Annotated in this window: 12 protein-coding genes; 11 read left to right on the top strand and 1 reads right to left on the bottom strand. The window is 56.3% G+C overall.

All coding sequences use genetic code 11. The features are described from left to right. Positions 1-347: 347 nt before the first annotated feature. Positions 348-1,550: a leucine-rich repeat domain-containing protein gene (locus tag FGF66_RS11830; RefSeq protein ID WP_139457832.1), complete on the bottom strand. Its 1,203-nt coding sequence runs from the start codon at positions 1,548-1,550 to the stop codon at positions 348-350. A 322-nt stretch (positions 1,551-1,872) separates the two neighbouring features. Between FGF66_RS11830 and FGF66_RS11825 the strand changes: the two genes are divergently transcribed. The 11 genes from FGF66_RS11825 to FGF66_RS11780 all read left to right on the top strand — a co-directional run. Further along, entirely contained in the window at positions 1,873-4,248 is a 2,376-nt protein-coding gene (locus FGF66_RS11825) for a glycoside hydrolase family 65 protein (RefSeq protein WP_139457834.1), read from the top strand. Between the two features lie 15 nt (positions 4,249-4,263). Next, positions 4,264-5,310, top strand: a complete 1,047-nt coding sequence (locus FGF66_RS11820) for a glycosyltransferase family 4 protein (protein ID WP_139457831.1) — start codon at positions 4,264-4,266, stop codon at positions 5,308-5,310. A 312-nt stretch (positions 5,311-5,622) separates the two neighbouring features. Next, positions 5,623-9,183, top strand: coding sequence for a DNA polymerase III subunit alpha (gene dnaE, locus FGF66_RS11815; RefSeq protein ID WP_246046686.1), 3,561 nt, complete (start codon positions 5,623-5,625; stop codon positions 9,181-9,183). A 99-nt stretch (positions 9,184-9,282) separates the two neighbouring features. After that, positions 9,283-9,612 carry a thioredoxin gene (trxA, locus tag FGF66_RS11810; protein ID WP_139457829.1) on the top strand — a complete coding sequence of 110 codons (330 nt, stop codon included), beginning with the start codon at positions 9,283-9,285 and terminating at the stop codon, positions 9,610-9,612. 87 nt (positions 9,613-9,699) lie between these two features. Continuing rightward, positions 9,700-10,635, top strand: coding sequence for a thioredoxin-disulfide reductase (trxB, locus tag FGF66_RS11805; RefSeq protein WP_139457828.1), 936 nt, complete (start codon positions 9,700-9,702; stop codon positions 10,633-10,635). A gap of 423 nt (positions 10,636-11,058) precedes the next feature. After that, the gene (locus FGF66_RS11800) at positions 11,059-11,598 is read left to right on the top strand and encodes a hypothetical protein (protein ID WP_139457827.1); all 540 of its coding nucleotides are present in this window, start codon (positions 11,059-11,061) and stop codon (positions 11,596-11,598) included. Between the two features lie 376 nt (positions 11,599-11,974). Further along, positions 11,975-12,445 carry a rhodanese-like domain-containing protein gene (locus FGF66_RS11795; RefSeq protein ID WP_139457826.1) on the top strand — a complete coding sequence of 157 codons (471 nt, stop codon included), beginning with the start codon at positions 11,975-11,977 and terminating at the stop codon, positions 12,443-12,445. A gap of 178 nt (positions 12,446-12,623) precedes the next feature. Then, a complete protein-coding gene (locus tag FGF66_RS11790; protein ID WP_246046685.1) occupies positions 12,624-13,745 on the top strand; it encodes a YeiH family protein in 1,122 nt (373 codons plus the stop codon). Between the two features lie 410 nt (positions 13,746-14,155). Continuing rightward, complete coding sequence (locus FGF66_RS11785) at positions 14,156-14,392, top strand: sulfurtransferase TusA family protein (RefSeq protein WP_129052470.1); 237 nt, start codon at positions 14,156-14,158, stop codon at positions 14,390-14,392. Between the two features lie 153 nt (positions 14,393-14,545). Further along, a complete protein-coding gene (locus FGF66_RS12730) occupies positions 14,546-14,860 on the top strand; it encodes a hypothetical protein (RefSeq protein ID WP_170181363.1) in 315 nt (104 codons plus the stop codon). Positions 14,861-15,029: 169 nt separating this feature from the next. After that, positions 15,030-15,180: TusE/DsrC/DsvC family sulfur relay protein (locus tag FGF66_RS11780; protein ID WP_211342011.1), on the top strand; the 151-nt coding region annotated here is incomplete at its 3' end.

Genomic DNA, 15,180 nt, shown 5'->3' with positions numbered 1-15,180 from the left:
CTGCGGCAAACTCAACATGGCTATCGAATCATGACGGAACAGCAGAAGCCCTTACCCACGATATTCTGCGAAGAACCTAAAAGCTAAGACAATGTCCATTCTCTTGTTTTTCCTGGGAGCGCCGAGCTCCAGCTCGGCATCTTTTTTACAATCAAATCGTTTATTCACTTCAGGTTAACGTTATTGCGCTATACATGAAATGCGTTGAAGCCTGAATAATGTGGAGCCTTTGGCTCCATTGCCAAGCTGGAGCTTGGCGTTCCCAGGGGGGAGAATCAAAAAAAGGGATAACGGCTTGCTCATATTACCGTTATCCCTTTTTTACTATCGTCTATGTCCCCCCAGCCTCACGCCTTTATCACCACCTCGCAGGCCGGGTTCAGTTGCGTGAAGTGGTCGATTTCGGATTGCGGGATTCGGCCTGCCGAGAGTTCCAGTTTTTCGAGATTCACCAGGTTCATCAGCGGGGCTATCGAATCGACGAGTGTGCCGGTGATGCTCAGCTCCTCAAGCTCCACAAGTCCCGACAGCGGTTCGAGGTTGTGGATGGCGGTCTGTTCGATGCTCAGCTCCTTGAGCGACGCCAGATTCCGCAGCGGCTCCAGGCTCGTGATGGCCGTGCGGCTGCACCGGAGATATTCCAAATCCTCCAGCCCCGCCAGCGGTTCGAGCGACGAAACGGGCGTACTGTTGATGCCGAGTTCGGAGAGATTTTTCAGATTCCGGAGCGGCTCGATCGACGCTATTTCGGTTTTGTAGCAGCTCAGCTTTTCGAGATTGACGAGGCCGCTGAGGGGCGAAAGGTCGCTCACCATCGTCTCGGAGCAGTACAGCTCTTCGAGATTGACGAGGCCGCTGACCGGTTCGAGGTCATTGATTTCGGTGCTCGATACCCAGAGCAGCTTCAGCGAGCGGATGTCGCGCAGCGGGTCGAGCGAGGTGTAGTCGCAGTCGAAAGCGTAGAGACGCTTGAGGTTGCGGAGGTTCCGGAGCGGTTCGAGGCTCTCGATCGGAGTTTCGTCGCAGCGCAGTTGTTGCAGGTTTTCGAGCAGGCTGACTGGCGCGAGGTTGTGAATCCGCATGTTGTCGCACCGGATGCTCGTGGCGTTCAGGAAGCCGAGCAACTCGTCGTCCGAGGGGTCGCGCTGGATTTTCAGGGTGTTTTTGACCACCTCCTTCCAGTCCTTGCCCAGCGCCTTGAACCAGTTGTGCCGCTTCTGCGGGTCTCGCAACAGCACGGCCCGCGACGCGGCCAGCGCCTCCTCTTCGGCGGCGGAGAGGCGATTGCGGAAGCCCGAGTGCATCGGGCCGGTGTAGTCGTTCGGGAAGTTCACGATTGGCGATTTGCCGGTATCGAGGTTTTCTGCCAAGCACCGGATGTACCAGTCGGCCTTTTTGTCCTCGATGACGCGGTAGTGCTTTTCGTGATTTTGCTCGTCGAGCGTGTTGATGTCTTCGAGAATGTCGTTGCCGCATCTCGGACAGATCGCATTCTGCCGGGTTAGCGGAAAGCCGCAGACCGGGCACTGCTTGTAGATATTTTGCTCCAATTGGGTATGGCCTTGAAGAGTTGGGTTAGTCTGCTATCGTTGCATAAAATAATAAAAAAACAGCCACAAACCACTGGCCGGGAACCCACCGCCTCCTCTCGCGGGCCATTTGCGTTTGCGCAAGAGGGAAAATTCAATCAAAAAAGGAGGCGGCGCGAAAGAGTGAACTTTCTGCCTTGTTTGCTTTGTTATTTAAAGTTAGCGGCGACTGCCAGCAGAACTTTTTATCGATCGGCTCTCGGGCCTGTGCGCCGTTTTTCCGTGAAGATGCGTCGATCCGTTGATCACCTGTGCAATGGGCTTTACGCCCGAGGAGGATGTCATGACCGGAAGTTCATTGTCTGTTGCCGACAAACCGGTGGATGAGCTGGACGTTTTGTTCGAGCTTTCACCGCAAGAGTGGCTTTTGAGGAAAAAAGGGTTCCGCAAGGGAGCGAAAGCGATCCAGATCAACGAAACCCTGCTGACCACGGGCAATGGCTATCTCAATATCCGGGGCAGTCTCGAAGAGCTTCCGCCGGGCCATTGCGGCGGCATGTATCTGGCTGGCGTGTACGACAAATCGGAGGCCGATGTCGAGGAGCTGGTCAAGTGCCCGATGTGGACCGACGTGTCGGTCTGGCACGAGGGCGAGAAGTTCTGTCTCTCCTGCTGCCAGGCGCTGGAGCACGAGCAGATTCTCGATATGAAAAAAGGCATTCTTCACCGCCGCACCACCTTCAAAAATCCTCACGGAAAAATCCTCACGCTCGAAATCTCGCGGCTCGTTTTCATGCACGATCCCCATCGGGGTTATATGCGGGTGAAGATCACGCCGAGGAATTTTTCCGGCCAGATCCGCGTCCTCTCGGGGCTGAACGGTCAGGTCTATAACCGGGGATTTTTCCCGCGCGAGCAGTACAAACACTTGCAGCTTGAACGGATCGAGCGGGGGCGGAACTTCATGTATCTCGAAATGAAGACCCGCCAGCAGGGGATTCGCATCGCCGTCGGCGCGTCGTGGAAGATGATCTCCGACACGGGTCGGCTGCTGCGCTGGGAGCCGAGGATTTACGGCGAGAAGTTCACCAGCGAGATCACCATCGATGCTGCACGCGGGCATTCGTATGCCTTTGAAAAGCTCGCCGTCGTCATGACCAGCCGGGATGTGCCGGAGGAGCGCTCGCGCTCCATGATGCGGGAGGCGATCTGCAATCTCCGCAGCTACGTCCGCACGGGAGCGTCGGTCGAGATCAGGCGGCATCTCGATGTGTGGAGCGAACTCTGGAAGCAGGCCGACGTGCGTATCGATGGCGACCCTGCCGCCCAGGCGGCGCTGCGCTACAATATCTACCAGCTCCTCATCAACGGCCCGGCCAAACCCGGCTCAATCGGCGCGAAGTTCCTCAGCTCGGAGGGGTACATGGGGCACGTGTTCTGGGACACTGAAATTTTCATCCTTCCGTTCTACATTTACAACTTCCCGGCGATGGCGCGTAACGCGCTGATGTACCGCTTCAACACGCTGCCCGGCGCGATCGCGAACGCCGAAAAGTCGGGCTGCCAGGGCGCGCGGTTCGCCTGGGAGTCGGCCACCACCGGCGAGGATGTGACGCCGCGTTTCGCCTCCAAACTCGAAAAGATCATCCGCTTCATCTACACCGGCACCGAGGAGGAGCACATCGTCTCCGACGTGATTTATGGCGTGGAGCGCTACTTCAGGGTGACCGGCGACGAGGGGTTCCTCTTGCACTGCGGGCTGGAAATGGTGTTCCTGACAGCGCGTTACTGGGCGTGCCGGGTGACGAAGGTTGGCGAGCGTTACGAAATCCACACGGTGATCGGGCCGGATGAATTTCACGAGCACGTCAACAACAACGCCTACACCAACTGGATGGTGAAGTGGCATCTGCGGCTGGCCTCCATGCTTTACCGGCATGTCGGGAAAACCGCGCCGGAGGTGCTGCAAGAGCTTGCGGAGAAGATTTCCCTCGGCGACGGCGAACCGGATCGCTGGCACGAGATCAGCCGCTGCCTCAAGTTCACCCAGGATGCCGAAACGGGGTTGGTCGAGCAGTTCGACGGCTACTTCGCCCTCAAGGATCACGTGATCTCGCGCCACGATCGCTTCGGTCATCCGGTGCTGCCTCCGGGCGTGAACTACCGGAACATCGGGCGCACCCGCCTCATCAAGCAGGCCGACGTGGTGCTCATGATGCTGCTCTTTCCGCACTCGTTCAGCTTCGAGGAGAAGAGGGCCAACTACGACTTCTACGAGCCGCGCACGGCGCATAAATCTTCCCTGAGCCACTGCACTTACGCCATGATGGGGCTTGCCGTCTCCGAGCGAAACAACGCCTATCGCTACTTCATGAAGACCGCGCTGTTCGACCTCGAAAACCTGCACAATAACACCGAACTCGGCATCCATGCCGCGTCGGTCGGCGGAAGCTGGCAGACGGTCATCCACGGCTTCGGCGGCCTGACGCTCAAGTCTGACCGGATCGTGCTCAACCCGTGGCTGCCAAAAAAGTGGGAGCACCTCGCCTTCCGCGTCCGGTGGCGCGAACGCATCGTGCAGCTCGACATCACTCACAGCGAGGTGGTGATTACGATCGAAGCTGCTTCGGATATGACGCTGCCTTGTACGCTTTACGGCCAGACGCACAAGATTCGTACCAATGAACCATTCACCCTGAGTTATTGCCCAACAAGATGAAACGGGAGCGAAACAATGAAAAAGCTGAAAATTGCGCAGATATCGCCCCTGATCGAAAGCGTCCCGCCGAAGAAATATGGCGGCACGGAGCGGGTCGTTTACTACCTCACCGAGGGGCTGGTGGAGCGGGGCCACGAGGTGACGCTCTTCGCCTCCGGGGACTCGGTCACCAGCGCCCGGCTGATCGCGCCGGTGACGCAAAGCCTCCGGCTGGGGCGCAAAATTCACTCGACCACCATCATGCACATGTTGATGCTCTCGAAGGTGTACGAAGAGATGTCGGAAGAGTTCGACATCATCCATTCGCATCTCGAATATCTCACCCTGCCCTACGCCAGCCGCTCCAGAACGCCGACCATCCTGACCTTGCACGGGCGGCTCGATGTTCCCGATTATGTCGAGATTCTGCATCGCTACCGCTCGATGGCCTGGGTGTCGATCAGCGACTCGCAGCGTGCGCCAGCGCCGGACATCAGTTGGGCGGGCACGGTCTATCACGGTTATCCGGAGAATCTGTTCGAGTTCAACCCCGATCCCGAAGAGTACTTTCTCTACCTTGGCCGGTTTTCGGAGGAGAAGCGGCCCGACGAGGCGATCAGGCTGGCCAAGGTGTGCAAAATTCACCTGAAGCTGGCCGCCAAGATTGACTCCGCCGACAAGGCATACTTCAAGGCGAAGATCGAACCGCTGCTCGACAGTCCGTATATCGAATACATCGGCGAGGTGAACGACAGCCGGAAAGGGGAGTTGCTCAGGAACGCTCGTGCGCTGCTCAACCCCATCGACTGGCCGGAGCCGTTCGGGCTGGTGATGATCGAGGCGCTCGCCTGCGGTACGCCGGTCATCGTGCGGCGCTGCGGCTCCAGCCCCGAGGTGATCACTCACGGCGTCACCGGATTTGTCTGCGACAGCCAGCTCGATTTCATCCATGCGATCCACAATATCGATACGATTTCAAGAGCCGCGTGCAGGCGCGAATTCGAGCAGCGCTTCACCCAGCGCCACATGGTTGACAATTACGAGACCTTGTACCGGAGAATCATTGCCGCCGCATCAGCCTGATCACGACGATCTCCGTTGCCGGTCATTCCGAGCCTGGCACAACCTGGCGAAGAATTTGAAGAGGTTTCGTAACCTATTGCCAATATGGCGTTTATCGTGATATTTCGGCAAATCGGAATGCTTCGCTTCGGGCTGCTTCGTTCAGAATGACCATTGAATGTCGAGCCTGATTACCGGTTGGAATGGCCTCAGTGACAGCGCCGGTTTGAACTCCAATTTTGATCTTGCAGGAACGGCTCGAAAGGTTATTATGATGGGTGACGCGCCGGGGCGAAGGAGAATTTTTACGCCGTCCGGCGATTGCAACCAGACATGAAAAGCGCCTTGGAGTTCGTTCATCTTCACACCCACACCCACTACTCGATGCAGAGCAGCCCGATCTTTCCGGGCGAGCTTTTTAAAGCCTGCAAAAAGCAGGGCATGAGTTCAGTCGCCGTGACCGATTACGGCGCGATGTTCAACATGCCGGAGCTGTTCGGCCAGGCCCGCAAGGCCGAGGTGAAGCTGATCATGGGCGCGGAGATTTTTCTGGCAGGCACCGACTCGCGCGACAGCGGCCGTCCGGCCACGCTCATTTTGCTCATTCGCGACGACATCGGCTACCGCAACATGTGCGTCATCCTGTCGCGGGCGGCGCGGGACGGCTTCTCCAACGGGCTGCCGCACGTCGATCGCTCGGTGCTCGAAGAGTACCGCGAAGGGCTGACCTGCCTCTCGGCGGCGCACTCCGGCCTGGTCGGTCGGGCGCTGCTCTCCGGTGACGAAACCGAGGCGGCGAAGCTCGCGAGCTATTACCGCGAGCTGTTCGGCGAGCACTTCTACCTCGAACTCCAGAAGCACGGCGCTCCGTACGAGGAGCAGCTCGTGCCCGCTACCATCCGGCTCGCCGAAGCGCTTGGCATTCCGCTGGTGGCCACCAACAACGCGCACTACCTCGACCGGCGCGACTCGGGCTGCTACCGCGCCATGATCGCCAACCGCACCAAGGAGCGGCTCAACAGCCAGAACCTGCAATGCCTGCCGGGCCACGAGAACTACTTCAAGTCGGCCTCGGAGATGTCGGCGCTGTTCGACAACGCCCACGGCGAACTCAGCAACACGGTGAAGATCGCCGAACAGTGCGCCTACACCTTCATCGATCAGGATCCGCATCTGCCGAAATTTCCGCTTCCCGAAGGCTTCGAGGGCGAGAAGGAGTATCTGCGCCACCTGACCTGGGAGGGGGCGCGCAACAAGTACGGCGTGGAGGACGGCGCGATTCCGGAGGAGGTGAAGGCGCGTATCGAGCTGGAATTCGGCGTCATCGAAAAGATGGGGTACAGCGCCTACTTCCTGATCGTCAGCGACCTGATCGCCGCTTCGCGCCAGATGGGCTACTCGGTTGGCCCCGGACGCGGCTCGGCGGCGGGCAGCATCATCGCCTACCTGACCGGCATCACCCGGATCGATCCCTTGAAGTACAAGCTGCTTTTCGAGCGCTTCCTCAATCCGGAGCGTGTTTCGATGCCCGATATCGATATCGACTTCACGCCGGTCGGCAAGCAGAAGGTGCTCGATTACACCGTCCGGAAATACGGCCCGGACAGTGTCGCCAAGGTTGTCGCCATCGGCACGCTCGGCGCGAAGGCGGCCATCCGCGACGCGGGGCGCGTGCTCGACGTGCCGCTCAAGGCGGTCGATCAGCTCGCCAAGCTGGTGCCGTCCAAACCCGGCACGTCGCTCGAAGACGCCTTCCGCGAGGTCAAGGAGCTGAAACGGCTCGTCGATACCGATCCGCAGTACCAGCAGCTCATGCAGTACGCGCGGGCGATGGAGGGGCGCGCGCGCAACGTTTCGATGCACGCCGGCGCGGTGGTGATCACCGACGGCGCGCTCGAAGAGCAGGTGCCGCTCTACGTCTCCAACAAGATCGAGACCGAGGAGCGCAAGTACGCCGACGAGTTCGACCAGAACGACATCGACGGCACGAAGTCCGAGAGCAGTGACGAAAAGCAGGTGGTGACGCAGTTCGACAAGAACTGCATCGAACAGGCGGGCTTGCTCAAGATCGACTATCTCGGCCTCGAAACGCTCGCCGTGATCGACGAAACGCTGCGGCTCATCAGGAAGCGCCACGGCCTGGACATCGAGCTCGAAAAGGTGCCGATGGACGACCGGCAGACCTTCCGCATCTTTCAGGAGGGCAAGATGGCGGGCATCTTCCAGTTCGAGTCCTCAGGAATGCAGAGCTACATGACGCGGCTCCAGCCCACCACCATCGGCGATATCATCGCCATGAGCGCCCTGTACCGTCCGGGCGCGCTGAACGCCGTCATCGACGAGCACCGCAACGCCGTCGATCTGTTCGTTGACCGCAAGCACGGGCGCGAGGAGATCGACTACATGCACCCGATGCTCGAAGAGATTTTGAAGGAGACCTACGGCGTCATCGTCTATCAGGAGCAGGTGATGCAGATTTCGCAGGTGATGGGGCGCTTCTCGCTCGGCAAGGCCGACAACCTGCGCAAGGCGATGGGCAAGAAGGACCCGAAGCTGATGCAGAAGTTCAAGGAGGAGTTCGTCAATGGCGCGGTAAGTATCGATGTCAATCAAGCGCTCGCCACGCGCATCTTCGACCTGATGGCCGAGTTCGCGGGCTACGGTTTCAACAAAAGCCACTCGGCGGCCTACGGCGTGCTGGCCTACTGGACGGGCTATCTGAAAGCGCACTACACCATCGAGTTTATTACGGCGGTACTGAACAGCGAAATCGGCGACACCGAGCGCATGAAGCACCTGACCGACGAGGCCAAAGGGTTCGGAATCTTCACCCTGCCGCCCTCGATCAACCAGAGCGACGCGCTCTTCTCGGTCGATGAATTCAAGGGCAAGTCCTGCATCCGCGTCGGCCTCAGCGCCATCAAGCAGGTTGGCGGCGGCGCGAGGGCTGTGGTGGCCGCCCGGTTGCGTCGCGACAGCAAGCCGTTCCTCAACCTGTTCGACCTGACCGCCTCGGTCGATCTTCGCGCCATGAACCGCAAGGCCCTCGAATGCCTCATCCAGGCCGGAGCGCTCGACGAGATCGACCCCAATCGCGCCAAACTGCTCGCCAACGTGGACAAGGCGATCAAGTTCGGGCAGATTCAGAACAAGGCGGTCACGCTTGGCCAGGGCGGCTTTTTCAACGACGACTTCAGCGATGAGCAGGTGGGCGTCCACTATCCCGATCTCGACAACGCCGAGCCGATGCCGGACAGCGAAAGGCTCCAGCACGAGAAGCGGCTGGTCGGCTTCTACCTCAGCCACCATCCGCTCGACCGCTACCGGCGCGACTGGGAGGCCTTCGCCAGCCTGACGCTCGACATGCGCGAGGTGACGCCCTCGAAGCTCTACAAGGCGATTGGCGTGATCGTGTCGGTCAAGCCCTATCAGGATCGCAAGGGCAAGCAGATGCTCTTCGGCGTACTCGAAGACTTCACCGGCAAGGCGGACTTCACGGTGTTCGCCAGCGTTTACGAGCAGTGCCGCCACATGCTTCAGACCGACGAGGCGGTGATGCTCAGCGTCGAGGCCGAGGCGAAAGATGGCAGCCTCAAGCTTCTGGTGCGCGAGGTCGCGCCGCTCAAGAAGGTGCGTTCGGCGCTGGTCAGAAAGGTGGTGCTGCGCATCGATGCCGACGACTCCGCCCAACTCGGCAAGCTGCAACAGGTGCGCGAGCTGTTCGAGCAGCACAAGGGTGGCACACCGGTCGATTTCGAGGTGCGGGCCACCATTGGTTCGTGCAACGAAACCCTGAAGCTCTTCGCCCGCAACACGCCGATCGAGGCCGACGACGAAGTGCTCGATCAACTCGAAGAGCTTCTCGGGCCGGACAATGTCAAAATTACCGGATAGAATTTCGGCATTTGTTGCCAAGTTGCATTTTATTCAATTATATTTACTCGGAGTAACTTGGTTTCTCTTATCAATTGTTAACCTTTATTTTGACAACTTATGAGCGGAAAATATTTCGAGGCGACGGACAAGAATTTTCAGACAGAAATTCTCGATTCGGACAAAGTTGCGCTGGTCGATTTCTGGGCCTCCTGGTGTGGCCCGTGCATGATGCTCGGCCCGGTCATCGAGCAGCTTGCCGATGATTACGAAGGCAAGGCGATCATCGCCAAGCTCAACGTCGATGAAAATCCGAATATCGCAGGACAGTACGGCATCCGCAGCATTCCCACCATGCTGATTATCAAGGGCGGCAAGGTTGTCGATCAGATGGTCGGCGCTCTTCCGAAGAACATGATCGCCAAAAAGATCGACGAGCATATCGGCTGATTTTCCATCCGTTTCTATTCTTTGCTATCCCGGTTCAAGCCGGGATAGTTTTGTTATAATCCAAACCCTACCTCCCGGAGCCATACGATGGACAAAGAAATCAGGGACGTCGTCATCATCGGAACCGGCCCTGCCGGATATACTTCAGCCATTTACACCGGACGGGCCAATCTGAAGCCGCTGGTTATCGAGGGGCGCCAGCCTGGCGGCCAGCTCATGATTACCACCGACATCGAGAATTTTCCCGGCTTCCCGGAAGGCATTCCCGGTCCCGAGCTGATGGGCCGGATGCGCGAACAGGCAGCGCGTTTCGGCGTCGAGTTCCAGTTCGGCAGCGTCAGCGAAGCCGACGTGTCGCGCAGTCCGTTCGTCCTGACGCTCGACGACGGAGAGGAGATTGTCACCCGGACGCTCATTATCGCCACCGGCGCGAACGCCAAGTGGCTCGGCATCGAGTCCGAGGAGACCTATCGCGGGCGCGGCGTGTCGGCATGCGCCACCTGTGACGGCTTCTTTTTCCGCAACTGTCGCGTGTTCGTGATTGGCGGCGGCGATACGGCGATGGAAGAGGCGCTCTACCTCACCAAGTTCGCCTCCGAGGTGGTGCTGGTGCATCGCCGCGACGAGTTCCGCGCCTCGAAGATCATGAGCCTGCGGGCCAGCAAGAACGAGAAGATCACCACCATGCTCAGCGAGGTGGTGGACGAGATTCTCGGCGACGACATGAAGGTGACCGGCATCCGGCTGAAAAACCTCAAGACCGGCGAGCTGACCGAACACGCCTGCGACGGCGTTTTCATGGCGATCGGCCACGAACCGAATGCCAGGATTTTCCAGGGCCAGCTCGACATGGACGATTACGGCTACATCCTCACCAAAGGCCACTCCACCGAGACCAGCGTCAAAGGCGTCTTCGCCTGCGGCGACGTGCAGGACTACACCTACCGCCAGGCCGTCACCGCCGTTGGCACCGGCTGCATGGCCGCCATCGAAGCCGAGAGATTCCTCGAATCGATCCGCTAAAGCGGCGAGATTTTTCGTCTTGAAAAGCGCCGGGATCGATGAGGTTCCGGCGCTTTTTTTGTTTGAGGCGGAATGACGAGGATGCCGCAGTTGTGTGTTTGCTTTTGCTGAGCTATATAATCTTTTTTGAATGGTTACGTTCAACCGCAGGATTACTGATTTTTCAGTTAGAACCCGTTTTAAAGCTTAAAAGCATCGTTTTTACTGATCGATTGAGAAATAATAGAAGTGTTTTAAAATGACAGAAATCATAAATCTGGAATTTTCTTCGGAAACTTGATAAACAATGTTAGACTTTATGATCTCGATAATCTGCACTCTTTCTAAAGCATGTTGAAGCATCGTCCTTGCGCATACTGTGGATGTACCGATGTCCCTCGCACTAAAGGACATGTCCTTCCAGCAAACTTGTACCCAGATAATATGCCTGAGGTGCAACGAATTACAGTTGCCGAATGCGAGAAATGCAAAAAGCTCTGGGAAGATGCCGAACCTCACTTTAGGAATATATTGCTTGGGATATGGAATCCGACTGTATTGCCAGTTGACAACCGAGTCGATGCTATGTGGCGTGGCTTTAAATCTGTTGATGGGCGTCGGCGAGCTAAAGAGCTTCTTGTACTGATGAAGCCAAGTGTTTCTGGCGTTCCGGGACGCTTCGTTATCGCTCCTACTGAAGATGCTCGATTCAATCTGATTCTTAGACGAATAGTCCGCGGATTGGCTGCCGTACACAAAGTTGGGTACGCCATTCCTGATGCTGCAGTGACATGCGGTGTAATGCGTTGGGAAGTGCCGCCGGCTTTTGAATCAGTTCTACAGTGGCACATTGTCGCACCGGATTTCTTTAGTTATGCATATACAAAAGAACTCGATGGGAAGTTAAATTCGTTCTGGCAGCTTCAACTATCGAAGCAATTGCACTTTTTTGGGGTAGTTGAAAGACTGGATACTAACCTCTAACCTCTCAATCGATTACTGCCTCAAGCTTTCTTTGTTCGCCGGTGGTATGTTACATCAAGTGTTAAGTTTTGTGTTTATGGGTTTTTCGCAAAATATTGCGAGTTTGTGCTCAATACTCTTTCTGCAAAGGTTTTCCCCCTGAATTCTTCCTGTCCGGGTTGGAGGCTTGGCGGTGTCGTGAGTATATTGCCGCCCGCCAGACGCTGCTGATGCCTGTCGTAACCCGAAAGCCATCGCCATCATCCGCAGTATCATCCACACTATGAAGAGGGAGTCGTTGCTGGCCGTCGGGCAGGCGCTGATCTTCAGGCGAGGGGAGTGCCCGCTGCTCTAACATCATAAAAAATAAACAATTATTGAACAGGAGTTTCCCGCTATGGTGCGTTTTATAGAGTTGATTCGCAACTGCCTGTCGGACGTGAAGGAGATTCTGCCGTGGACTCTCGTGGATCGACTCAAAGAGAATCCCGGCCTGCTTCTTCTCGATGTTCGCGAGCCGAACGAGTTCGATGCCATGCATATTTCCGGCTCTCTGAACGTGCCGCGCGGCATACTCGAGTCGGCCTGCGAATGGGATTTCGAGGAGACCGAGCCTGAGTTGGTCAATGCGCGAGATCGCGAAATTGTGGTGGTTTGCCGTTCTGGCCATCGCAGCATTCTTGCCGCTCACTCACTGCATGTGCTGGGTTATGAAAATGTCGTCTCGCTCAAATCGGGACTGCGCGGCTGGAACGACTACGAGGAGCCGCTGGTGAACAGGGCGGGGGAGACAGTCGATCCTGATTTTGCGGATAAGTACTTCACTGCCAAGCTTCGCCCCGATCAGATGCGTCCAAAAAGTGTATGATGATGAAAATACTGTAGTGAATCAATATTACTGTATGGTCATATAGCGATTTTTTCGCTTGCCTTCGAAGCTTCTTTTCTTATTTTTATTGCGCAATCACGCGAGATTGCATCTATCGAGGAGTCGCCGGGCTCAGCATCCCGGAAATCTCTAACACATATTGACTTAAAGGAGCCTGATGGGGAACAAGAAGCACGGCCGTGAAGAGGTCATCGATAAGTCGTTGAAACATGTCGATACTGAAATTCCAACGGAAGAGCAGATTCACGAGGCCGAGAAGTACGGATTCCACAGTCAGGTTCAGGCGGCAAGGGTCAGGTTCGACAAATATTTCCCCGGTGTTCTTGCCGCGATAACCGTCGCGGCGGCGGCAACATTCCTCTCCGACCATTACGGCGCGCCGACGATGCTCTTCGCGCTGCTGATCGGCATGGCGTTTCGCTTCCTCTCCGAAGACGAGGGGCGGGCGCTGGTGGGAATCCAGTTTGCATCCACCACGGTGCTCAGGATCGGCGTTGCGCTGCTTGGTATGCGCATCACCCTCGGCCAGATCCAGTCGCTGGGCATCAAGCCAATCGCGATGGTCTTTTTTTCGGTGCTTCTCACCATTTTATTCGGTCTGGCGCTCTCCAAAATGATGGGACGCGGCAAACGCTTCGGCGTACTGACCGGCGGCAGCGTCGGCATTTGCGGCGCATCGGCGGCGCTGGCCATTTCGGCGATCCTGCCGCAGCACGAGTACAGCGAGCGCAACACCATCTTCACGGTTATCAGTGTCACCGCGCTGAGCACGATCGCCATGATCGCCTATCCGGTGGTCGCACACTGGTTCGGCCTTGATCATCAGGCGGCGGGCATTTTCCTCGGCGGCACGATTCACGACGTGGCGCAGGTGGTCGGCGCGGGCTATTCGGTATCGGAACAGACTGGCGACACGGCGACGGTTATCAAATTGCTCAGGGTTGCCATGCTGGTTCCCGCCGTGTTCATTCTTTCGCTGATTTTTCACACGCGAAATCAGAAAGAGGGAAACGCGCCGAAACGCTTTCTTCTTCCGCCGTTCATCATCTTTTTCGTGGTGTTTGTCGGCATCAACAGTTTTGGGATTGTCCCGAAACCGGCAACCCAGTTCGTCAACGACGCTTCCCGCTGGTGCCTGGTGACCGCTATCGGCGCGCTCGGCATGAAAACATCGCTGAAATCGCTCTTCGAGGTCGGCTGGAAGCCGGTTACGATCATGGTTGCCGAAACCGTATTTCTCGCCGCGCTTGTACTTGGCTCGGTGGTCTGGATGTCATGAACGAGTCTGGCGCATCATCGTTGTTCCCGGAAAGATTGTGATCAAAGGAGATGGAATACGCTATTATTTACGGGACTCTTGCTTTTAATATGCGCTCGTTATACGTCTCATGCGGTTTTTGTTTTGACCCGAATAGGTTTATTTGATTACCTTTCGCAGTTAATTATTTGTCGGATTTTTATTGCGTTCACTTGGTCGTTTAACCGACACGGCTTTCATACGGCAGTTACGATTCACCCTGTAATGGAGTCATACAGGCCGGTAAATCTGGAAAAGAATCACCGGCTCCCGGCAGCATTGTCATCAAATGCAACGGGGCATCTGTTATTCTTTTGATGCCATGAGCGAGGTATCTGTTTTTAAACAGCAAATACAACAATATCCAAGCAATTCACAACAAGGAGTCTTTTATGAGCGGAATCGCAAGCGATCTGGAGCTGAACTGTGAAGGTCTGAACTGCCCTTTGCCGATCCTGAAAACCAAGAAAGCCATTGACAGTCTGCAGAGCGGCCAGGTGCTGAAAATGATCGCCACCGATCCCGGTTCGGTCAACGACATGGCGTCATGGGCCAAGCGCACCGGCAACGATCTGGTCGAGCACACCGAAGAGGGCGGCAAGCATACCTTCTATATCAAGAAAAAATGATTCCGGGCGGCGCTCTCTGTCATATCGCGATTTGACTGGAGAGCGCCGCTTCTGAATACCCTGGAGTTGACCGGAATTCCGGTTTTCAGAACAGTTCTGGCGAATGATGATCGACCGTCATTGAAAGATTGAAACAACCCTCATACCGATGCCATGACACATCGACTGTCCCGGACCTCGGAAGAACTGCCATACCGCTTGCCTGACCAGAGCTGTATTGCTATTCCGCATCACCGGTTCAGCTTCATAACCATGCTGTTTTCCGTGAACTGTTTCCCTCTGATCTCTTCTTCTCCCAACGCTGTTCTTTTCTTTTTTTGCCTCCCCGAAGGATGGTTGAATTTCTCTGTTTCCGGAAATGTCTCACGGCTTGAAAACGCTGCGAAAAAAGTCAAGCATGACCTTGAGACAAGCTTTTGGCGACCGCGGAAAAAAACGGCGGCCCGTTTGAAAAATGATAATAATTAACTATATACTCATATAATTATAGTTGCATCGCGAACAGCGCGCGACACGGTTTGGTTTATCAATCACGATTGCCCTGAGGTTGTATCGATTCCCCTTGCGGGAGATTACATTGTCGGGGTCAGGATCAAGTATTACAATCACTATAATTAATTAAAGGGAGTGCTTCATTATGTCAATTGAAGTCAACGGTATGAGCGTCGAGACGGACGAGAACGGTTATTTGGTGAACCTGGATGACTGGACCGAGGATGTGGCGGTGAAGATCGCCGAGGGCGAGGATATTGCGATGGAAGAGGGTCACTGGGATCTGGTGAAGTTCC

The organism is Chlorobaculum thiosulfatiphilum (assembly GCF_006265165.1).
GTDB lineage: Bacteria > Bacteroidota > Chlorobiia > Chlorobiales > Chlorobiaceae > Chlorobaculum > Chlorobaculum thiosulfatiphilum.
This window is presented reverse-complemented; position numbering and strand designations above follow the sequence as displayed.

Coding starts and splice junctions, on each gene's coding strand:
- FGF66_RS11825 (WP_139457834.1), top strand. CDS start 1,873: ATGACCGGAAGTTCATTGTCTGTTGCCGACAAACCGGTGGATGAGCTG.
- FGF66_RS11820 (WP_139457831.1), top strand. CDS start 4,264: ATGAAAAAGCTGAAAATTGCGCAGATATCGCCCCTGATCGAAAGCGTC.
- dnaE (WP_246046686.1), top strand. CDS start 5,623: ATGAAAAGCGCCTTGGAGTTCGTTCATCTTCACACCCACACCCACTAC.
- trxA (WP_139457829.1), top strand. CDS start 9,283: ATGAGCGGAAAATATTTCGAGGCGACGGACAAGAATTTTCAGACAGAA.
- trxB (WP_139457828.1), top strand. CDS start 9,700: ATGGACAAAGAAATCAGGGACGTCGTCATCATCGGAACCGGCCCTGCC.
- FGF66_RS11800 (WP_139457827.1), top strand. CDS start 11,059: ATGCCTGAGGTGCAACGAATTACAGTTGCCGAATGCGAGAAATGCAAA.
- FGF66_RS11795 (WP_139457826.1), top strand. CDS start 11,975: ATGGTGCGTTTTATAGAGTTGATTCGCAACTGCCTGTCGGACGTGAAG.
- FGF66_RS11790 (WP_246046685.1), top strand. CDS start 12,624: ATGGGGAACAAGAAGCACGGCCGTGAAGAGGTCATCGATAAGTCGTTG.
- FGF66_RS11785 (WP_129052470.1), top strand. CDS start 14,156: ATGAGCGGAATCGCAAGCGATCTGGAGCTGAACTGTGAAGGTCTGAAC.
- FGF66_RS12730 (WP_170181363.1), top strand. CDS start 14,546: ATGACACATCGACTGTCCCGGACCTCGGAAGAACTGCCATACCGCTTG.